At 61.1% G+C, this 20,362-nt stretch carries 18 protein-coding genes, 1 other RNA gene and 1 riboswitch; of the genes, 10 read left to right on the top strand and 9 right to left on the bottom strand.

What is annotated here, in order from left to right:
* Positions 1–9 precede the first annotated feature (9 nt).
* Positions 10–699, top strand: coding sequence for a DUF1361 domain-containing protein (locus LJY25_RS02260; protein ID WP_227606595.1), 690 nt, complete (start codon positions 10–12; stop codon positions 697–699).
* 84 nt (positions 700–783) lie between these two features.
* On the opposite strand, the gene guaA is transcribed toward LJY25_RS02260, so the two are convergent.
* Positions 784–2,316, bottom strand: coding sequence for a glutamine-hydrolyzing GMP synthase (gene guaA, locus LJY25_RS02255; protein WP_227606594.1), 1,533 nt, complete (start codon positions 2,314–2,316; stop codon positions 784–786).
* 304 nt (positions 2,317–2,620) lie between these two features.
* Here guaA and ffs point away from each other — a divergent pair.
* From ffs to LJY25_RS02230, 5 genes are all read left to right on the top strand, one after another.
* Positions 2,621–2,717, top strand: an RNA gene (gene ffs, locus LJY25_RS02250) — signal recognition particle sRNA small type.
* Positions 2,718–2,885: 168 nt separating this feature from the next.
* Complete coding sequence (gene fsa, locus LJY25_RS02245; protein ID WP_227606593.1) at positions 2,886–3,542, top strand: fructose-6-phosphate aldolase; 657 nt, start codon at positions 2,886–2,888, stop codon at positions 3,540–3,542.
* Between the two features lie 67 nt (positions 3,543–3,609).
* On the top strand, positions 3,610–3,813 hold the full coding sequence (locus LJY25_RS02240) for a fructose-6-phosphate aldolase (RefSeq protein ID WP_227606893.1): 204 nt from the start codon (positions 3,610–3,612) through the stop codon (positions 3,811–3,813).
* A gap of 134 nt (positions 3,814–3,947) precedes the next feature.
* Positions 3,948–4,637 carry a cell division ATP-binding protein FtsE gene (locus LJY25_RS02235; RefSeq protein WP_227606592.1) on the top strand — a complete coding sequence of 230 codons (690 nt, stop codon included), beginning with the start codon at positions 3,948–3,950 and terminating at the stop codon, positions 4,635–4,637.
* A gap of 2 nt (positions 4,638–4,639) precedes the next feature.
* Positions 4,640–5,908 (top strand): glycosyltransferase, encoded by a 1,269-nt coding sequence (locus tag LJY25_RS02230; protein WP_227606591.1) that lies wholly within the window; start codon positions 4,640–4,642, stop codon positions 5,906–5,908.
* Positions 5,909–6,025: 117 nt separating this feature from the next.
* On the opposite strand, the gene LJY25_RS02225 is transcribed toward LJY25_RS02230, so the two are convergent.
* Entirely contained in the window at positions 6,026–6,940 is a 915-nt protein-coding gene (locus LJY25_RS02225) for a DUF6565 domain-containing protein (protein WP_227606590.1), read from the bottom strand.
* Positions 6,941–7,093: 153 nt separating this feature from the next.
* Here LJY25_RS02225 and LJY25_RS02220 point away from each other — a divergent pair, with 153 nt between their 5' ends.
* The 3 genes from LJY25_RS02220 to LJY25_RS02210 all read left to right on the top strand — a co-directional run bounded on the left by LJY25_RS02220 (position 7,094) and on the right by LJY25_RS02210 (position 10,596).
* Positions 7,094–8,263 (top strand): DegT/DnrJ/EryC1/StrS family aminotransferase, encoded by a 1,170-nt coding sequence (locus tag LJY25_RS02220; RefSeq protein ID WP_227606589.1) that lies wholly within the window; start codon positions 7,094–7,096, stop codon positions 8,261–8,263.
* Between the two features lie 73 nt (positions 8,264–8,336).
* The gene (locus tag LJY25_RS02215; RefSeq protein WP_227606588.1) at positions 8,337–9,371 is read left to right on the top strand and encodes a Gfo/Idh/MocA family protein; all 1,035 of its coding nucleotides are present in this window, start codon (positions 8,337–8,339) and stop codon (positions 9,369–9,371) included.
* Between the two features lie 475 nt (positions 9,372–9,846).
* A complete protein-coding gene (locus tag LJY25_RS02210; protein WP_227606587.1) occupies positions 9,847–10,596 on the top strand; it encodes an EcsC family protein in 750 nt (249 codons plus the stop codon).
* 53 nt (positions 10,597–10,649) lie between these two features.
* Here LJY25_RS02210 and LJY25_RS02205 read toward each other — a convergent pair whose 3' ends face one another.
* On the bottom strand, positions 10,650–11,087 hold the full coding sequence (locus LJY25_RS02205) for a DUF4890 domain-containing protein (protein ID WP_227606586.1): 438 nt from the start codon (positions 11,085–11,087) through the stop codon (positions 10,650–10,652).
* A gap of 290 nt (positions 11,088–11,377) precedes the next feature.
* Positions 11,378–12,091, bottom strand: coding sequence for a TIGR02117 family protein (locus tag LJY25_RS02200; protein ID WP_227606585.1), 714 nt, complete (start codon positions 12,089–12,091; stop codon positions 11,378–11,380).
* A gap of 170 nt (positions 12,092–12,261) precedes the next feature.
* A riboswitch (SAM riboswitch) is annotated at positions 12,262–12,373 on the top strand.
* A gap of 295 nt (positions 12,374–12,668) precedes the next feature.
* Between LJY25_RS02200 and LJY25_RS02195 the strand changes: the two genes are divergently transcribed.
* Positions 12,669–14,123, top strand: a complete 1,455-nt coding sequence (locus LJY25_RS02195) for an amino acid permease (RefSeq protein ID WP_227606584.1) — start codon at positions 12,669–12,671, stop codon at positions 14,121–14,123.
* 112 nt (positions 14,124–14,235) lie between these two features.
* Here LJY25_RS02195 and LJY25_RS02190 read toward each other — a convergent pair whose 3' ends face one another.
* From LJY25_RS02190 to LJY25_RS02170, 5 genes are all read right to left on the bottom strand, one after another.
* Positions 14,236–15,720, bottom strand: a complete 1,485-nt coding sequence (locus tag LJY25_RS02190; protein WP_227606583.1) for a lipopolysaccharide biosynthesis protein — start codon at positions 15,718–15,720, stop codon at positions 14,236–14,238.
* Between the two features lie 89 nt (positions 15,721–15,809).
* The gene (locus LJY25_RS02185; RefSeq protein ID WP_227606582.1) at positions 15,810–17,228 is read right to left on the bottom strand and encodes a DUF7033 domain-containing protein; all 1,419 of its coding nucleotides are present in this window, start codon (positions 17,226–17,228) and stop codon (positions 15,810–15,812) included.
* A 29-nt stretch (positions 17,229–17,257) separates the two neighbouring features.
* Entirely contained in the window at positions 17,258–18,559 is a 1,302-nt protein-coding gene (locus LJY25_RS02180; RefSeq protein WP_227606581.1) for a glycosyltransferase family protein, read from the bottom strand.
* 3 nt (positions 18,560–18,562) lie between these two features.
* On the bottom strand, positions 18,563–19,606 hold the full coding sequence (gene pseI / locus LJY25_RS02175; RefSeq protein ID WP_227606580.1) for a pseudaminic acid synthase: 1,044 nt from the start codon (positions 19,604–19,606) through the stop codon (positions 18,563–18,565).
* Between the two features lie 65 nt (positions 19,607–19,671).
* Positions 19,672–20,355 (bottom strand): HAD family hydrolase, encoded by a 684-nt coding sequence (locus LJY25_RS02170; protein ID WP_227606579.1) that lies wholly within the window; start codon positions 20,353–20,355, stop codon positions 19,672–19,674.
* Positions 20,356–20,362: the final 7 nt, after the last annotated feature.

Genomic DNA, 20,362 nt, shown 5'->3' with positions numbered 1-20,362 from the left:
CTTGAGCCTATGGCAACCACACTTTCGGCCTTCACCTTGCCCCAGCTGCGGCAGCGCTACAGCCTGCTGCTCGTAATCGGCGCCTCGCTTACGCTGAGCGTAGTGCTTATCGTGTGCCGCGTATTCCTGACCCACCAGATCTACTTCGTGTTCCTGCTGTGGAACCTGTTTCTGGCGTTGATTCCTTTCGGCCTGAGCACGATGCTGGGACTGACGGCGGGCCGGCTCAAGGCCCGGGTACTGCTGCCGGTAGGGGCGGTGTGGCTGCTGTTCTTTCCGAACGCGCCGTATATCCTGACCGACCTGTTCCACCTCGAGCCCCGGGCCGGCGTGCCGTACTGGTTTGACCTGGCATTGATCCTGAGCTGCGCCTGGAACGGGCTGATGCTGGCCTACGCTTCATTGTGCGACATGCAGGCGCTGGTCGCGCACCGGCTCGGCTGGGGTGCCGGCTGGACCTTTGCCACCGTGGCACTGCTGCTCAGCTCGTTTGGCATCTACCTCGGGCGCTTTCTGCGGTTCAACAGCTGGGACATCGTCACCAACCCGCTCACGCTGTTCTATGACATTCTGAACCGGGTACTGCACCCGTTCGATCATCCCACCACCTGGGGCGTGACGCTGCTTTACGGGGCTTTTCTGGTGCTGGGCTACGCCACGGTGCGGCTAATGGGCCAACGCGAGGTTACGCGGAGTTAGCACAGGTTTCGCAATGACCAGACGGGACTCTCCCCACTTTTTGGCCGTTGCGAAACATGTGTTAACTCCGCGTAACCTCGCGCTTTACTCCCACTCAATCGTGGCCGGGGGCTTGGAGCTGATGTCGTACACGACCCGGTTGATGCCCCGCACCTGGTTGATGATCTTGTTGGAAACTTCCGCCAGAAACTCGTAGGGCAGGTGGGCCCAGTCGGCCGTCATGCCGTCCACGCTGGTGACGGCGCGGAGGGCTACTACCTGCTCGTAGGTCCGCTCGTCGCCCATTACGCCCACGCTCTGGATGGGCAGCAGCATCACGCCGGCCTGCCATACCTTTTCGTAGAGGCCGTGCTCTTTCAGCCCATTGATGAAGATGGCATCGGCCCGCTGCAGCAGGTCTACCTTTAAGGGAGTGATGTCGCCCAAAATGCGGATGCCCAGGCCGGGGCCGGGGAACGGGTGGCGGTGCAGGATGGGGTGGGGAAGACCCAGCGCCTCGCCGACTTCGCGTACTTCATCCTTGAACAACGCCCGCAAGGGCTCCACCACTTTGAGGTTCATCTTATCGGGCAGCCCGCCCACGTTGTGGTGGCTCTTGATGGTTACGGCCGGGCCTTTCACCGATACCGACTCAATTACGTCGGGGTAGATAGTGCCCTGGGCCAGCCACCGGGCGCCGTCCACCTTCTGGGCTTCGCGGTCAAACACCTCAATGAACGTGCGCCCGATGGCCTTGCGCTTCAGCTCGGGGTCGGAGATGCCGGCCAGGGCGGCGTAGAACTCCGAGGAGGCATCCACGCCGCGCACGTTCAGGCCGAGGTCTTTGTAGGAGTGCAGCACGTCGTCGTACTCGAACTGGCGCAGCAGGCCATTGTTCACGAAGATGCCGTGCAGACGGGGGCCGATGGCACGGTGCAGCAGCAGGGCCGCCACGCTCGAGTCGACCCCGCCGGAGAGGCCCAGAATCACCTGATCCTGCTCGCCAATCGTGCGCTGAAGGGCCAGCACCATAGAATCCACGAAGTGCTCCGGGGTCCAGCTCTGGTCGCAGCCGCAGATGCCCACCACGAAGTTGCGCAGCAGGATTTTGCCTTCTGTGGTGTGCGTTACTTCGGGGTGGAACTGAATTCCGTAGGTCAGCTGGCCCTCGATACGGTAGGCGGCCACGTCGACTTCCGGGGTACTGGCAATGCTTTCAAACCCCGCCGGCAACGTCTTTATCGTGTCGCCGTGTGACATCCACACCTGCGAGCCGCTGATCAGGCCGCGCATCAGCGGGTTGTCCTCGTCGAGGCGGCTGAGGCGGGCGCGGCCGTACTCGCGGATGGTGGCGGGCAGCACCTCGCCGCCGCCCTGGTGGGCCAGCAGCTGCGCCCCATAGCACACCCCCAACACCGGCACCCGGCCCAGGTAGGCCGTCAGGTCGGGGTGGGGGGCTTCGGGGTCGCGCACCGAGCACGGAGAGCCGGAAAGCACAACGCCCCGGATATCCTCAGTGAGGTCCGGGGCGCTGCTAAACGGGTGAATTTCGCAGTAGACGTTCAGTTCCCGAATTCGTCGGGCAATGAGCTGGGTGTACTGGGAGCCGAAATCGAGAATCAGAATCTGTTGAGGCATGGGCAAAAGTAAAGCGCATAATCGTCTGCATAACAGTTTAGCTCCTGATTTCTGGAAATAACCCGCTTCCCCGATGTGGAGCCGCATCCTCGTGCCCTGACCGGGCTGGGCGGGAAGCCTGCGGGGTGGGCTTTGCGCACTGTCCAGCTCAGCCGGTTCCATCAGACACCCGCCCGGGTGGGCCGGTCGAAAAAAGACGAGCTAGTAATCAGGTGAGTAGGGCGCTGAACCGGCCGAATGACGTCCATTCGCAGAAAAATTGCTGCCGGGCGTATTAACTGTGAAATCTCTGCGTACCTTTGCAACGGCGAGTCAGAACGACCAGCTCCTGCTGAACTCCCCCAGGACCGGAAGGTAGCAAGGGTAGGTGGTTGAGCGGTGCGATTCTGGCTCGCTATTTTTTTGCCCTGTCCCCAACGCTTCCCCTGCCCATCTGCTGGCAAACGGTTAGCTTTGGGGCATTCTTTTTTAGTAGCTGTTAGCTGGCAGCCTTTAGCTGTTAGCGTTTGTTCTGAAAGCCTCCCGGTAAAAGGCTACCAGCTAACAGCCATCAGCTAACCGCTTAAAACATGAAGTTCTTCATCGATACCGCCAACCTAAAGGACATCCAGGAAGCCGTTGACCTCGGCGTGCTGGATGGCGTGACCACCAACCCCTCGCTCATGGCCAAGGAAGGCATCAAGGGCATGGACAACGTGATGGCGCACTACCGCCAGATCTGCGAGCTGGTGGATGGCGACGTATCGGCCGAAGTGATTGCCACCGAGTTCAGTGAGATGGTCCGGGAAGGGGAGATGCTGGCGGACCTGCACCCCAACATCGTGGTAAAGGTGCCCATGACCCGCGACGGCGTGAAAGCCATCCGCTACTTTTCCGAGAAGGGCATTAAAACCAACTGCACGCTGATTTTCTCGGCCGGGCAGGCCCTGCTGGCCGCCAAGGCCGGGGCAACGTACGTGTCGCCCTTCGTAGGGCGCCTCGACGACATCGGGCACGATGGACTGCAGCTGGTGGAGCAGCTGGTGCAGATTTTCAGCAACTATGGCTACCCCACCCAGGTGCTGGCCGCCTCGGTGCGCCACGTGCCCCACCTGATTCAGTGCGCCGAAATCGGCGCCGACGTGGTGACCTGCCCACTCAGCGTTATCACCGGCCTGCTCAAGCACCCGCTCACCGACAACGGCCTGGCCACGTTCCTGGCCGATCATAAGAAGGTCAATAGCTAATTGTTGTTTGCTGATTGTAATTGCTATCAACAATCAGCAAGTAACAACCAGCAATCAGCAACCGATTATGTACATCATCAAAGTAAAGGGCAAGGCCAAGATTCCGGACTACATCCAGCTGCGGGACGAGGAGTTTGTGCTCATTGCCTACTTCCGCGCCGACCGTCCCCTGAAAGACCTGCACCGCTATGGCCTCGAAGGCAAGGAGGAGCCGCTGGCCGCCCTTATCTCGGAGCTGGAGTTTGGCAAGCTGCAGAAGCTGGAAATTTAGGTTGTGGGGTCTTTGGGACTCGGGGTCTTGGATTACGTTCCGATGCCCCGGCTCTAGCTCTATTGCGCAATGCCGGATACGTATCACGAAGTTTATCATCCAAGACCCCCATACCCTTAGCCCCAAGCCCCCACATGGCTGTTATTGAGCTGAACGACGCCTTTGTGATGCAGGACGTGAATACGGTGCTGCGCAACGTTACCTTCTCCCTCGAAAAAGGCGAGTTCGCCTACCTCGTGGGCCGGACCGGCGCCGGCAAAAGCTCCCTGCTCAAAACGCTCTATGCCGACCTGCCCCTGGGTGGGGGAACCGGCACAGTGGCGGGGTTTGCGCTGCCCAAGCTAAGCGACTCGAAAGTGCCGTATCTGCGGCGCAAGCTCGGCATCATCTTTCAGGACTTTCAGCTGCTCGTGGACCGCTCGGTGGCCGAGAACCTGCGGTTTGTGCTGAAAGCCACGGGCTGGAGCGGCAAGGCCAAGATGCAGCAGCGCATCAGTGAGGTGCTGATGCGGGTGGGGCTCAGCAACGCCGCGGCCAAGATGCCCCACCAGCTCTCGGGCGGAGAGCAGCAGCGCGTCGTCATTGCCCGGGCTTTGCTCAATGAGCCCATGCTGCTACTGGCCGACGAGCCCACCGGCAACCTCGACCCCGACGTGGCCGACAGCATCATGCGCCTGTTCATGGAAATCAACAATTCCGGTACCGCCGTGCTAATGGCCACGCACAACTACCAGCTGATCCGGCAGTACCCGAAGCGGGTGTTCAAGTGTGAGCAGGGCCAGCTGCTCGATTCGGCCCGCACGTCGATCAACCTGCCGGAATAGTCGTGGTCGCCCTCGGCTTGTCAGTGCTGATTCCGGTGTACAACCGCGACGTATCGGCGCTGGTGCAGGATCTGCTGAGCCAGGCACCGTCCTGGCCCGGACCGGTGGAGGTGCTGCTGTTTGATGACAAGTCGGAGGAAGGCTTTCAGGCACTGAACCGGCCCCTGGCTGCGCTGCCCGGCGTACGCTACAAAGAGATGCCCGCCAATCAGGGACGGGCCGCCATCCGCAACCACCTGGCCGCTGCTGCCGGGTATCCCTGGCTGCTGCTGCTCGACAACGACAGCCAACTGCCCGACGCGCAGTTTCTCTCCCGCTATGCTGCCGTGCTGGGCCGGACCCCGGCAGCGGTGGGCGGCACCTGCTACGAAGCCCAGCCGCCAGCTGACCCGGCTCTGCACCTGCGCTGGCTTTACGGCCGGGAGCGGGAGGCCCGGCCGGCGGCGGTGCGAAACCAGGACCCCCACGCCCAGCTGACGCTCAACAACCTGTTGATCGACGCGGCTCTGTTCCGGCAGTTTGGTCTCGACGAAAGCCTAACCCGCTACGGGCACGAAGACACCAAGTTTGGCTGGCGGCTCCGTCAGGCCGCCGTGCCGGTACTGCACCTCGACAATCCCGTTCTGCACGACGGGCTGGAGCCAGCCGGCGTGTTTCTGGCCAAAACCCACGATGCGGTGCGGAACCTGGCCCGGCTTTACCAGACGGAGGGCCTGGGAGGGGAAACCCGGCTGGTACAGACGGCGCGCCGCCTGCAAAAGCTCCGGCTGGCCGCCGCTGCCCGGTACGCACTCAGCCAAGCCGAAGCTCGTCTCCGACGGAACCTGCTTTCCCGAAGCCCTAGCTTGCGTCAGCTGGATCTGCTGAAGCTGCTGTGGTTTCTGCAGGAGCTGCGGATAATGGCACCAATAACACCAGGGATAGAAGATGAAAACAATGTGCTAATCCTGTCACTTGGTCAAGTCTATGATATCGACAAGCTTTCAGAAGTGGTGGCACTTCTGAATTCAGAAACCATAAAAAGAGTAGCGCATGTCCTAATCGATGCTCATGAGCTAACATCCATTAATGTAATGGGTCTGGAACTCCTCGAACTAAAAAATAAGATGACGAAACTAGGTCGCTACAGTCTGATCTTTTGCGGGTTGAAACCGGAGACCAAGTTTGTCCTAGAACTATTAGACTCAGAGAAAGAGTTTGGCGAGTTAATCAACTTTAACTCTGTTGAAGACGCGAAAGAGTTTTTAAGTAAACTTCCCAAAGAGAGTTGAAGCTATAAGTCGGGCCTGAAACTTTAAGCGTACACTTCGCTGATGCAGTTGACTGAATTTTCATAAAAAAAGCCCCCGCGCAGGCGGGGGCTTTTTTACTTGGCAGCATCGCGGAGGTTAGTCGTTGTCGGTGTTCTTCACTTCCGACTTCACTTCCTTGTAGCCTTCTTTGGTCTTTTCGCCTACTTTCTGGGCGGCGTTGCCGATTTTCTGGCCAACCGTCTTACCGGCTTCCTTCACGTCGGAAGCGGTGTTGGAGGCGGCAGTTTTCACTTCCTGGCGCTCGTCGCGGGTTCCGGCTTCCGCACTGCTGGCCGCCCCGCTTACTGCCGCGGCTCCCTGGGAGGCCCGGGCCTCGGCTTTGTCGTACGACTTAAACGCGGCGTACTTCAGCTTTTCCTTGGCAATTTCGGCCTTGTCGGCGGTGCTTACCTGGTCCTTGATCTGGTCATACTTCTCGTCGAGGGCGCGCCACTCGGCGTTGATGTTGCGCCAGTCGTCAATGTCGTAGCGGTTCTCGTTCTGCTTTACCATGGCCGTGAAGCTCTCGTAGGTCGCGCGGGCATTAGCGGCCGTCAGCGCGGCGGCGGGCTGGCTGGGCTTGTAATACTGGCCCAGCTTGGCGGGCGCACTGCCAGCCCCGCTCGAGGAGGCCGAAGCGCCGGCGCGGCTGTCCCAAGCAGCCTGACGAGCGGCGTAGGCGGTATTGTAGCGGGTTTTAAGCTGCTCGTACTCGGCTTTGCGGGCCTCGTCCCAGTTGGCGGCATCGGCTTCTGCCGCCGTCATCTTGGCTTCGTAGTCGCTTTTCAGCTGGGCCGTTTCGTCGTTCCACTCGGTTTCGGTCTGGTTGGCGACGGTGCCGGCGCTGGCTTCGGTATTGGTGACGAAGGTCTGGAAGTCGGTATAGGCCTGATCGGTGTTCTGGGCGGCTTCTTTGTTATCGGCCTGCGAGCAGCTCACCTGGGTGAAGCTCATGCCGCCGAGCAGCAGCATGGCCGCCAGGGCGGGTATCGAGAGAAGGTTCTTTTTCATGACTTGGAAAGATTAAGTGAAACAACGGTGGGCCTTGAAGCCCGCTGTCGAGCCCCTGTAACGCAGAGTATTCTGGTTGGGTTATATAATCGAGCATACCCGGCATGTGGCCGCCACGTCTATCTTTGAGGCTCACCCTTGCTGCCGCCCCACTTGCCGACCTTCCCCAAGCCGCCTTCCCCCATTCAGATGCTGGACCTGGCCGTGCAGCACGCCTATATTCAGCCCGAGCTGGACGAGGCCCTGCGCCGGGTGTTCGACGAAAGCGCCTTTATTCAGGGACCCGACGTGGCGGACTTTGCCGGGGAGCTGGGCCAGTACCTGGGAGGCGCGCAGGTGGTGCCCTGCGCCAACGGCACCGATGCCCTGCAACTGGCGCTGATGAGCCTGCACCTGCAGCCCGGCGACGAAGTCATCGTGCCGGCCTTTACGTACGTGGCTACCGCCGAAGCCGCCGCCGTTCTGGGCTTGCGCCCCGTGCTGGCCGAAGTGCTGCCACATACCTTTACGCTCGACCCGGCCGCGGCCGAGGCTGCCATCACGCCCCGCACCCGGGCCATCATGGCCGTGCATCTCTACGGGCAGTGTGCTGATCTGACGGCCCTGCGGCAGCTGTGCCAGCGCCGTAAGCTGGCGCTTATCGAAGACAATGCCCAGGCCCTGGGCGCCGTGTGGACGTTTCCGGACGGAACGGCTCAGGCGGCGGGGACGGTAGGAGAGGTGGGCACCACGTCGTTTTTCCCTTCTAAAAACCTCGGTGCCCTCGGCGACGGCGGCGCCCTGCTTACCCGCGACCCGGCCCGGGCGGAGCTGCTGTACGAGCTGGCCAACCACGGTCAGGCCCGGGGCCGCAAGTACGTGCACCAGCGCCTCGGCCTCAACTCCCGCCTCGACACGCTGCAGGCGGCGCTGCTGCGCGTAAAGCTACGCCACCTCGACGCCTGGACCGACCGTCGCCAGGCCGTGGCTGCTTACTACGATGAAGCGCTGCGGAGTCTGCCCGGTATACGCGTGCCGGTCCGGCAGCCAGGCAGCACCCACGTCTTTCACCAGTACACCATCACCCTCGACCAGCAAGCACGGCGCGACGACCTGCAGAACTACCTGAAAGCCTGCGGCGTGCCTACCATGATCTATTACCCTCGGCCCCTGCACCAACAGCCGGCTTATGAATACCTGGGTTACCGCGAAGGGCAGTTTTCGGTGGCCGAGACGCTGTGCCGCACCGTTTTGTCATTGCCCGTTCATCCCGAGCTGAGCGAAGCGCAAGTAGCCTATGTGACGAAGTGCGTGCGCGAATGGACGGAAAACGCAGCCGGGTAAAATTCCAGCTCCGATCTGGCGTTGCACAGCGGTCCTGTTTCCGCCAACTGCAAGTTGCCGTTACCTTCGCTTCGTGACTACTCCTGAATCTCCTGCCGCTGTCCGCTTTGCCATTTGCGGGGTAGGCCATATCGGCCGCCGACACGCCGCCCTGGTTGCCCGCCACCCCGGTGCCCGGCTGGTTGCCCTGATTGACGTGCGCGCCGGGCTACAGCCGGAGCTGGCCGCCGAGTTTCCGGGGGTGCCGTTCTTTGCTTCCCTCGACGAGTTTCTGACCAGCGGGTCTCCGGCCGACGTGCTGACGGTAGCCACGCCCAACCATCAGCACGCGCCCCAGGCCATTGCCGGACTCCGTCATGGCCTGCATGTGGTCATCGAAAAGCCCATTGCCCTGCGCAAGCGCGACGCGGAGGATATCATCCACGTGGCTTTGCAGACCGGCCGGCTGGTGTTCGGGGTTATGCAGAACCGCTATTCCCCGCCTTCGCAGTGGCTGAAGGATTTGGTGGACTCTGGTCGGCTGGGGCAGATTTACCTGGTGCAGATCAACTGCTTCTGGAACCGCGACGCCCGCTATTACAAGGGCGGCACAAGCTGGAAAGGCCGCCGCGACCAGGACGGGGGTACGCTGTTTACCCAGTTCAGCCATTTCGTGGACTTGCTCTACTGGGTGTTCGGCGACGTGCAGAACCTGCAGGCCCGTTTTTACGACTTCAACCATGCCGGCATTACCGATTTCGAGGACTCCGGCCTGGTGAGCTTTGAGCTGGTCCGGGGTGGGGCCGGCACGCTGCAATACAGCACCAGCGTGTGGGACCGGAACCTGGAAAGCTCCCTGACGGTGGTGGCCGAGCACGGCAGCCTGCGCATCGGCGGGCAGTACATGGACCGGGTAGAGTACTGTCACGTGCAGGGCTACGAGTTGCCTGAGCTGGCTCCAACAAACCCCGCCAACGACTACGGCCCTTATCAGGGCAGCGCCGCCAACCACGTGCAGGTCATCGAGAACGTGGTGGACACCGTGCAGAAGCGCGGCTTCGCCACCACCAACGCGCTGGAAGGCATGAAGGTGGTCGAGATTATCGAGCGGATTTACAGTTTAAAGTGAAATCAGGTATATGGCTGATTCTGTTAGGCTTACTCTTGCAGATGAAGCAGTGCTTTGTAAAGCAGGAGGGCAGCAGCTATGGTCAGTTTACATCACCGACCTGAGGCTAATCGGAGAATTTACCACTGCCGCCGGGCCGCGGTCTGACGATTGGTTCCTGGTTTGTTTTTGCTGATACAGTTACCGAGTGGTGGGAGGTGCCATTAGAGGCAGCTACAAATGAATTCTGGTTGCAGGTAGGAAAAGCGCTTAGCCAGGAGTTGATTCCTGGGCTGGCAAGTTCTGCCGGATGGGCATCGAGGGTGATTTATCCGCTTCGCTTAGAAGGGAAAGAGCTTTTCCGACTTAGTCATTCGCATAAAGTCCCTAGCGCGTTATGGCCTCGTTTCCTGACCTGGAAGGAGTTTACCGAGACGGTAGATTTTACGGAAGAGGTAAAAAGCCTTTTTATTAACTAGCCGAAACACCTCCGAACATGCTCACCCCCGAACAACAAGCCCTCATCGAGCTGCGCGAGTGGCAGCAAAAGATGCAGCAGACGCCTACGCTGCTCAACCGCTTTACCCGACGGTTACAGATCCGGCTCAATGCCCTGCTGCCCGAAAAAGTCCACCAGGCCCTGACCTCGGCCATCAAGCAGATGGTGCGCGGCGTACTGTTCGGCTCGACGCATACCACCCGCAAGCCGCTGCTCGACGCCAGCCTGACCGAGCGCGAAGCGGCCGTGAGGGACCACGTGCGCTACTACCGCACCACCGCTGCGGCCGAGGGCGCCGTTACCGGCGCGGGCGGCTTCCTGCTCGGCCTGGCCGACTTCCCCTTGTTACTCGGCATTAAGCTCAAGCTGCTGTTCGATGTGGCCGCCCTCTACGGCTACGACGTGCGCGACTACTCCGAGCGGCTGTTTCTGCTCCACATCTTCCAGCTCGCCTTTTCCAGCCAGCATACCCGCAACGACATCTACCGGCGCGTCGCCGACTGGGACGCCTACCGCCACACCCTACCCCCGGACGTGCACGACTTCGACTGGCGCACTTTTCAGCAGGAGTACCGCGACTATATCGACCTGGCCAAGCTGGCTCAGCTGGTGCCCGTGATTGGCGCGGCGGTGGGGGCGGTGGCCAACTACCGCCTGATCGAGCAGCTCGCCGATACGGCCATGAACTGCTACCGTCTGCGCGGAAGGGCGGCGCTGGAAAAGGCCCTGCCAGCGTCAGGTAACTAAAAAAGCCCCGGCCAGTACGGTCGGGGCTTTCTTCAGCGGTAGTATGAGCAGGATTAGCTCTTCTGGGTTTTGGCTTTACGGCTGGCCTTTTGCTTTTCCATCTTCTCGGCTTTCAGCTGCGCGTACTTCGCGAACTGGTCGGCGCTGAGGATCTGCTTCAGCTGGGCTTCGTACTGCTCCCGGCCGGCCTTCATTTCCTGGCGGCTGGCGCGGGTTTTGGCAGCCGTGCCCTGGTGGGCGCGCTTGGCCTGGCGCTCCTGGAAGCGGGCCAGGTTCAGCTGACGCACTTTCTCGGTTTGCTCGGCACTCAGGCCCAGGCTTTTGGCCATTTTCTGGGCAGAGCGCTCGGCTTTCTGCTCGGGCGTCTTGTCAGCTTTGGCACCGTGCTCGGTTTTTACCTTGTGCTTGATCTTGGTCTGAGCCGGAGTCTGGGCCGAGGCAACGCCGGCGGAAAAGGTAAAGGCAGCGAGGAGAACGAGGATCTTTTTCATGGGTAAGGTATCTGAATTGTTTTATTTTGGAAGGATAGCGAAACTCCGTCCGGATCAGAGTTTTTTGCTTCTGCTAAGGCAATAGGCAACTCAGGTGCCAGTTTTGGCCTTAAATCCTTTCATCAGGCAAATAAAAAAAGTCAATCGGCCCGTTAAACGCTCGGGCTTTTTTCACGTCGGCTACCTGGCAGGCGGATTCGTGCGCTGATTATCAGGTGTTTCGTCTTGGGGTACTGCTGGTAAGGCCATACGGCGCGCCCTCCAAACAGATGAAAAAAGTTTGGCGCTGCTCACACCGCGGGTACCGGCGGGCCGGGGCGGCGGTACTGGTAGAAGATGCCCCAGTCCATGGCCGTCCAGAGGCAGGCCCGCTGCCCGCTGGCCTTGAGGGCGCTGTTCGCCCAGGTGTTGCAGGTGTAAAGGAAGCTGTAGGTCCGCTTGGCTTCGTAGAAAGCGTCGTGCTGCCCGTAGCTGTGGTTTCCGATGTGCAGCGGCCGGCCCTGAGCATCGCACTCGAAACTGGCTTTAATGAAGTCAATCAGTCGGCGGTACTCGTCCCGGCTGATTTTGATTTTCACGCAGCTGGCCGACTCCTGCATCGTCTGGTAGAAGGTGGTGTGCATGGCCGAGGAACTCAGGTAGAACATGGCTTTGAACGCGGTGCTGGCTTTAAGCTCGGCCCAGGTGGGCGTATCCAGGTAAAAGCCCTTGTCGCCCCAGCCGAAGCCGATAAACTGCGCCGCCGCGTCTTTGGCCGGGGTATCCTCGATGGGCACCAGTGTGGTCCAGTCGATCAGCTCGTGCCGGATGGGCGTCACGATGTCGGTGTGCACGCCGTTGGAGAAGATATAGATGTCGACGTCTTCGGCCGGGTCGGCGTCCTCGGCATTCACCGGAATCCGGGACAGCAGAAAGGAAGTAGCCACGTAGAGGCTCACAGCCCCGACCAGGGAGCCGGTAGTATAGGCCGTTACCGTCAGGGCTTTTTTAAGTGCGGGGTGCATAGGAGCGGGTTAGCGGGCAGGGGAGATGCGGAAGGCTTGCTTACGGTGCCGGGCGGGGCCGGGGTTGGGTCTGGAAAGCACCCAACCGGCCCTAATCGAGGCGGCACGTTGCAAAACCGGGCCGGCGGGCAGTATCTTTGCGCTACCAATTCTTTTTGCCCGAAGGATTGTTTTTATATCGAGGCGCTGAGAGACAGGCTCTTTGACGCGCCGGCAACCCCCGCAACGTGCGGAACGGTGCCCAACCGAAGGTCCGCTGCCCCGCGGCGGGCCATATAAAAACAAGTAGCCGTGGAAATTACCCGCAACGCCGTTTCTCTTTTTTTTGCCGCCCCCGGGCTGCTCATATCCGCCGTAGCCGCGGCGGGGTGTTGTTGCTGTTGTTGAACTGCCGGGCGTCAGCCGGTAGAATAGGCCGCATTGGGTAGCGGCCGGCCCCGGACCACTTTTCCCCTTTCTTCTTTTTCTTCTTGCCTTTCCGGTCACCTGGCGGGTTTTGGGGCGTTGTTGCTGTGCAGCGGCAGCACAGCTCCGAACTGTGCTCATTCGTGCGCCGGTGCGGTTCCCATTTCATTTTATGCTTAAAAAATCACTGGAGCTACTTCGTCTGGAAGCGGCCGAAACGGGCGCGAATACGCTCAAGCGCAGCCTCAACGGCTTTAGCCTGATTGCCATCGGCATTGGGGTTATCATCGGGGCCGGTCTGTTTTCCCTGACCGGCATTGCCGCCGCCGAAAATGCGGGGCCGGCCGTTACGCTCTCCTTTCTGGTGGCCGCCGTCGGCTGCGCCTTCTCGGCGTTATGCTACGCTGAGTTTGCCTCCATGGTGCCGGTAGCCGGTTCGGCCTACACCTATTCCTATGCCACCATGGGAGAGCTGTTTGCCTGGATTATCGGCTGGGATTTGATTCTGGAATACTCGGTGGGCGCCGCTACGGTGGCCATCAGCTGGTCGCAGTACCTGGTGCGGTTTCTCAGCAAATACGACCTGCACCTGCCGGCCCGGCTGGTGATGTCGCCCTTCGAGAAAGCCACCCTGGCCGACGGCTCGGTGGTATCGGGGCTGGTGAACGTGCCGGCTATGCTGATTGTGCTGGCCATTACGGCCATTATCGTGCGGGGTACCTCCAGATCGGCCTGGTTTAATGCGCTGGTGGTCAGCCTTAAGGTGCTGGTGGTGCTGGTATTTATTGCCCTCGGCTGGCAGTACATCGACCCGGCCAACTACCAGCCCTACATACCGGAGAATACCGGCAAGTTCGGGGAGTTCGGCTTAAGCGGAATCCTGCGCGGGGCCGGGGTGGTGTTCTTCGTGTTCATCGGCTTCGACATCGTGGCCACTATGGCCCAGGAAACCAAGAATCCGCAGAAAAACATGCCCATCGGCATTATCGGCTCCCTGCTCGTTTGCACCGTGCTGTTCGTGCTGTTCGGGCACGTGATGACCGGCCTGGCTAACTACACCGAGTTTAAGGGCAGCGCGGCGCCGGTGGCTATTGCCATTGAGAAAACGCCCTACGCCTGGCTGAGCTCGGCCATTATTGTCGCCATTCTGATCGGCTACACCTCCGTGATTCTGGTGGACCTGATGGGGCAGAGCCGGGTGTTCTTTTCGATGTCAAAGGACGGGCTGCTGCCAAAGATCTTTTCCGAGATTCACCCCCGGTTTCATACCCCGCTGCAGTCGAGCCTGCTGCTGGGGTTGTTTATCAGCCTGTTCGCCGGCTTCGTGCCGATTTCCGTCGTCGGGGAGATGACCAGCATCGGAACCCTGCTGGCTTTTGTGATGGTGTGCCTGGGCGTGCTGATTATGCGCAAAAAGGAGCCCAACGCGCCCCGCGGCTTCCGCACGCCCTGGGTGCCGGTGGTGCCCATCCTCGGCATCCTGACCTGCCTGCTGATGATGGTTTCGTTGCCTGCCGACACCTGGCTCCGGCTGTTCGTGTGGCTGGCCATCGGCCTAGCCATCTACTACGGCTACGGCAAAAAGCACAGCAAGCTGGGTCAGGCACAGAAGGAAGCTGGTAGCTGATGACTTTTGGCCGTTAGCCTCTTGTCGGGAGTTGCCGGCTTCGGGTATCGTTGGACGACGTCGTTCTGAGGTTGTCAAACGATACCCGAAGCCGGTGTTCTGTGCTGTTGGCTTAGCTCTGCCTGAAGCGGCCCGGGATAATCCTGTTCACCAGGGTTTGTGCTTCGGGGAGCAGCTTCAGCCCCAGTACCGCACTGCCGTATAGGCCGGTCAGCACCGCTGAGCGCAGCAGCATCGTGACGAATACGGAGTGCACCGGCGGCATCCACCAGGCGGCCCCGCCAGCCGCGGCCGCGGCCAGCACCAGCAGCGGAATCGTGCGGTCGAACGGCTGCAGGCGGTAGCTGTGCCAGACAAACCAGGTGCGGGCCAGGTTGATGCTCGTCATGGCCAGCAGCGTGGCCAGTGCCGCGCCGGTCAGGCCGAAGGGTGGAATCAGCAGCAGATTCATCAGCACCGTGGTCAGAGCCAGGGACAGGTTGAAGAACAGATCGTAGCGGTAGCGCGGAGATGTCACCACGATCAGGCCGTTCACCCCGGTGATGCCGTCGATAAGGCGGCCCAGCAGCAGCAGAATCACCGAAGTAGCGCCGGCCGCGTACTCGGGCTTCATCAGCGAGTAGATAAAGTCAAGGTTCAGGCCGATGCCCAGGGCCAGCCAGCAGCCCACGGCCGTGTTCAGGCGGGTGGTGCGCTGGTAGAAGTCGGCCATCTTGCCCATGGCGTTTTCCTTCCAGTAATCAGCCAGCAGGGGGAAGGCAATCTTGTAGAGGGAGCGGAACGGAATGCTTAGCGCCGTGCTGATAAAAAAGGCAATGCTGTAGATGCCGGCCGCCGCCAGCCCCAGCCGGGAGCCCACCATCAGCGCGTCGATAGAGCCGATAATGGTGCCCGACAGGTTCGAGAGCAATGCAAATCCGCCGAAGCCCAGCAGCTCACCCAGCGGCCGGACGCGCAGGGCCTCCCCGTTAGGTTTGAGGTGCAGCTCTCCGATGCGCAGCAGGTAGAGCGTGAGCAGCAGGGAAATCACGCTGTACGCGCCGATGTAGGCCAGCACAAACGCGTGAAAGGAAATCAGCCCCTGCCCGAACAGCAAAGCCGCACCCACAATAAGCACCCGCAGCACGATTTCCTGCATAAACGAGGAAAATGCGGAGTGATAGAGCGCCCGCAGGTAGGCATCCTGCAGGTTGTAAAGCAGGGTGAAAAGAGCCAGCGCAATCACCCAGCCGTAGTAGGGGCCCAGCAGCGCGGCATCCTTGGCATACTGCCCCATTATCAGGGGGCGTCCCAGCCAGAAGCCCAGCGTGACGACGGCAAACCCCAGCAGGGGCAGGCCCAGCAGCAGGGGCAGAAAGCCGTGGTGCCCGTTTTCCCGGTTGCGGAAGTAGGGAAAGAACCGTACGCCGGTATTGGCAAACCCGAAGGCGGCCAGCTGGGCGTAAATCGTGGCAATGGACACCAGCACCCGCGTCAGCCCGACCTGGTCGGGAGCCAGCAGCCGGGGCAGGATAAAGGCCGTGTTGACGAAGCCCAGCCCCAGCCCCAGGTACGAGATAATGGTGTTGCGCAGCCCCTGCCGCTGAACGATGCCCAATGTACGGTGCTAAGGAGTGAAAGGTGAGACGGGTGCTGACGCGGGCAGGTAACGCGGACGAACCGGCCGGGACGATTAGAAAGCTTTCGTTAGGGGTGAGTTGACGCTTCCGATTGAGGAACATCCGCTGCTCGATCAGCCATTTCCTCGCAGATTTCCGGACCGGTGACAAAGGCGGCGTTGCGGCCGCGAAGGTAGCTCATGAGCTCGTGGAACTGCCGGGGGCCGGTGTGGTGGTTGCGGGGCGAGAAGTTCTCGTTGTGCCAGAGCACGGTGCAGACGCCCCCGAACCGTTCGATTTCAGCCAGCATCGGCTGCAGGGAGGTCAGCACCTCGTCGGGCGCCAGCTGCAGGTAGCGGGGGTGGTGCAGGGTGGCGTCCATCACGTTGAGCGGGATTTCCACAAAGTCGTGCATGCGCCCGGAGCGGAAATCAAATGGGCAAAACGGAAGGCAATAGGAGTTGCGAAACCCGTAGTGCTCGGCAAAGCCCAGGGAGGAGTCGTAAGTCAGGCCGGCTTCAGCCACGACAAAAGGGGTCGTGCGGGGCTCCCAGCTCAGGTAGTGGAACCGGTTGCCGGTCGCCGGAACAGGCAGCTGCTGGAGTTCTTTTTGCAGGCGGGTTATATCGGTGGCAGTACCCAGGCTACCGTGCACACCCACTTCGGCCCCGGCCTCGGCCAGCGTTTGGATGCGCCGCTGGAAAGCAGGCGTGGTCAGGTCATAGTCGGCGTTGGCCGTGCCGTTGGCCGCCGGGCGAGGGTTGCCCAGAAAGAAAAAGATGGAGCGGGCGTCGTACCGCGCAGTATCCGCCAGCACGTCTTCAAGGTTGTCCCAGGCATCCCGGGCCAGCCAGCGTTGCGCCGCCAACCTCAGGAAAGTACCCAGGTGGCCTACCCGTAGCGCCTGTCGGCCCTCCGCCTTCCACGCGCTGCGCAGGTTGTCGATGTCGTGGGTGATAAACGCGGCAAATGAGTGCCCGCTCCAGGTGGCTGACTTTAGCTGCCGGCCGCTTACGTGCTCCAGCGCCGTCTTCAGAATATCAAAGTAGTAATTGACGGCCGGCACCGTCACGAAGGAGTAGCGGTGCTGCACGCTGGCTTCAAATGGAAAGCGCCCATGCTGGTCGCGGTCCGCCGAAAAGTATTCCTGCCATCCGCTGAGCAGGTAAAAAGCATCGGCAATCAGGTCGGAATAAATGGTGACCCGACCGTCTTCCAGGCTCAGCAGCGCCGTGGCCGGAGCTGGTTGGAAGAAAAACGGCAGCCGATGTCCGTGCCATTCGTGCCAGACCGGTTCGGGCGGGTAAGGGCTGGTCCGGGTGAAAAACCAGCCTGCCCCGTCCGCCACCTGCACCGGAGCAGAAGGATTCAGTCCGGCATAACCCAGCAGCTCCCGCGGGGCGGCTGGGTATGCCTGGCGGAAGTGGTGCAGCACGTAGTCGAGTCGCACCTGCGCGGTAACCTGCGGCAGGGAGGAAGGCAGCTCAGGCGCGGAGGAGGTAGTCATGCGGCGAAGGTAAGAGGTGCGGATTGTGCTTACTTCTGCGTCTTGGCGGTATTGGCCAGCCACTCGTCCAGCAACGCCAGGGCTTTCTGCTGGCTCCGGCCTTCGTCGGGGGTGCCCAGCGTAGCGTTGTAATAGGCTGCGCGGCGGTAGTGGTCGGCAGGCTTGTGCTGCTGGTAGCGGCGCAGCAGTTCGCCCAGCTGTTCGGGTGACGCCGCTTCGTCCACCAGCCCGCGGGCCACGTAGCCGTAGTAGTCGTAGGCGACCTGGTGGGTGCCGAGCCGGTAGTAGATGCTGACCAGGTTGAGCAGCGTGGCTTCGAGGTGGGTGCTGGTGTCGGCGGCAATCAGCGCATCCTGGGCCTGCAGGAAGTTAAACACATGCTGCTGCCGGGCGTCGGAGAAAAGCAGCTCCGGGTGCTGCCGTTGCAGAAAGGCAAAGTCCCGGGTGTCGCCGGGGTGGGGGCGGAAGGTGAAAGTCAGCGTCGGAAACTTCCGCAGCAGGTACGTCGCTAGGGCAGAAATGGCGTCCGTGTCGTCCAGGGTGTTGACGGCCAGGCCCACCCGCCGTACCGTGGGGCTTTGGTTTTTCTCGCCCAGGAAAGCATCGGCCTTGGGCATGCCCACCAGTTCCACCCGGCCTTGCACCGGCCCACACTGCCGGTACTTGTCCAGGGCGTCCTGGCCTTCCAGCAAACTCAGATCAAAGCTCAGGGGCGGAAAGCTCACGCTCACGCTGGCGTGCTGCACGTAGGCTGTGGGCACCCCGCAGGTTCGGGCCGCCAGCAGCAGGGCCCGGCTGTCGTCGTTGTGGTCGTTGGCAAACACAATGGCCCGGGGCCGGTAGTGGCGCACTGCCCGCACGTACACCTCGTAGTAGCCGATGGCGTTGAAAATCAGGTCAAAAAACCGTGCCGCTACCTGTCCTTCCACTTTCATCAGCCCGGCCAGCACCACCGGCAGCTGCCAGTAATAGAGTAGCTTCCGCCGCAGGGAAAGCCGGTTTACGTCCGGGTTGTACCGCCCTATTTCCTTGCCCTGCCCGGCCAGCAGCACGCTGTCGGGGCGGGCTTCGCGGATAAAGCGCAACGCCTCGTAGTTGTTCTGGCTGACCACGTACAGCCATACCGCCCCGCGCAGCTGCTCGGGATTATGGATCGGCTGAAACACGTTGCCTACCAGGCGCAGCCCCGCGTAGCCCAGCACTTTGAGCAGGCGGCGCAGTGGATTCGTGGGCGAAATCTTGTTTAGAAACGACTCCGGCAGGGAAGTAAAGTGTGCCGTGAAGCGTAGCTGCAGGATGTCGCGCAGGCGAGCCGTCAGGGGCGAAGGCATAAGCTACAGCTGGTCCCAAGTAAGCGGGGTACCCGGCGTCAGGTCGCAGGCAGCCCGGCGCCCCAGCACTTTCTCCCAGTAGCGGGGCTCCAGTCCGTCGCCGGGGCGAATAATGCGTAGATTTTCAGTGGTCAGCTCTTCCCCGGCCTTTACCGGCTTGGCGACGTATATCGAGCGTTTGTAGATGCGGCTCTTCTCCTCCACGGCCTGCACGCACAGTTGGACTGTGCCCATCGCCTGGTGAGCCCGCTCGGTTTCGACTACCAGAGCGGTCATTTCAGCCGGCTCCATCGAAAACGCCGAATCAACGCCGCCGTCGGCGCGGCTCAAAGTAAAGTGCTTCTCAATCAGGCAGCCGCCCAGCGCTACCGAAGCCACCGACACGCCAATGCCCATCGTATGGTCCGAAAGGCCGATAGGGCAGTTGAAGGTTTCGGCCAGCACCGGAATGGTGCGCAGGTTGGTAGTAACGGGCGTAGCGGGGTAGGTGCTCGTGCACTTAAGCAGCACCAGTTCCCGGCAGCCCGCCGCGCGCAGCACCCGCACCGCCTCATCGATTTCAGCCAGCGTGGCCACGCCGGTGCTGACAATAATGGGTTTGCCGGTGGCGGCTACCTTGCGGAGCAGCGGATGGTGGGTGTTTTCGAAGGAGGCAATTTTGTACGCGGGCACGTCGAGCGTTTCCAGGAAGTCGACGGCGGTTTCGTCGAACGGGGAGCTGAAGGCCAGCAGGCCCAGCTTACGCGCATGATCGAAAATCTGCGCGTGCCACTCCCAGGGCGTGTAGGCTTCCTGGTAGAGCTTGTAGAGGCTCTTGCCTTCCCACAGCGACTGACCCTCCTCGCGGATAACGTAGCCGGTATCCATCGTGATGGTATCAGCGGTATACGTCTGCAGTTTAATGGCATCGGCACCGGCAGCAGCAGCGGCGTCTACAATCTGTAAGGCCCGCTCAAGGGACTGGTTATGGTTGCCGGACATTTCGGCAATAATGAACGGTTTATAGGCGGGGCCCACAGGCCGGCCCCCAATCTGAATCTCAGTCATAAAAACAGGTGTGCTGGTGCAGCCGGGCAAAGGTCGGAAGACTCCGGGCAACTTAAGCGGTTTCTTTAGCCGGCCAGCAGGTCGGCCAGGAAGGGTTGGGTCAGCTCATCAAGCGTAAGGATGCGCCGGTGGGCTTCGTGCGCGTCGTCGGCGGGCAGGTGGGCGTAGTTGCCGCGCAGCACTCGCACGGTGCGGAACTCCAGGGGCTTGATACCGACAAAGTCCTTGGTCGGATTGTCGCCGATGTAAACTACCTGGCCCGGAGGAGCTTTTTCGCGGGCACAAATCTGCTCGAAGCAGTAGGGGGACGGTTTAGCCCGGGCTGTGCCGTAGCGGTTGGTGATAAAAGCATGACGAACCCGCTCAAACAAACCCAGTGCAGCGACTTTGCGGGCCTGTACGCCCTTGTGGCCGTCCGTAACGAGGTATAGCGGAACCTTTGCAAAGCGGGCCAGGCACCGCTCGGCATCGGGATGCAGGGTTAGTGCCGGCTGATGATTGCGGTAAGTGTGCAGACAGGCTCTCACCAGTCGGGTAGAGCTCAGCTGGTGCCGCTCCAGAATGGTGTTGAACACCCGGCCCCGGCCATTCGCAGCCTCCTCCGCCACCAGCTCCTGCCACAGCGAATCGGCGGGCAGGGCGAAGCGTGAGGCCAGCATTTTCGCTACTGCCCGAAAGCCGCTATGCACGTAGGTTAGCTCCGGATAGAGCGTGTCGTCGAGGTCAAAAACCAGTACCGGAGTAGCCAAGGCAGTC

Origin of the sequence: Hymenobacter translucens, from assembly GCF_020685205.1 — a bacterium.
Classification (GTDB): Bacteria; Bacteroidota; Bacteroidia; order Cytophagales; family Hymenobacteraceae; genus Hymenobacter; species Hymenobacter translucens.
This window is presented reverse-complemented; position numbering and strand designations above follow the sequence as displayed.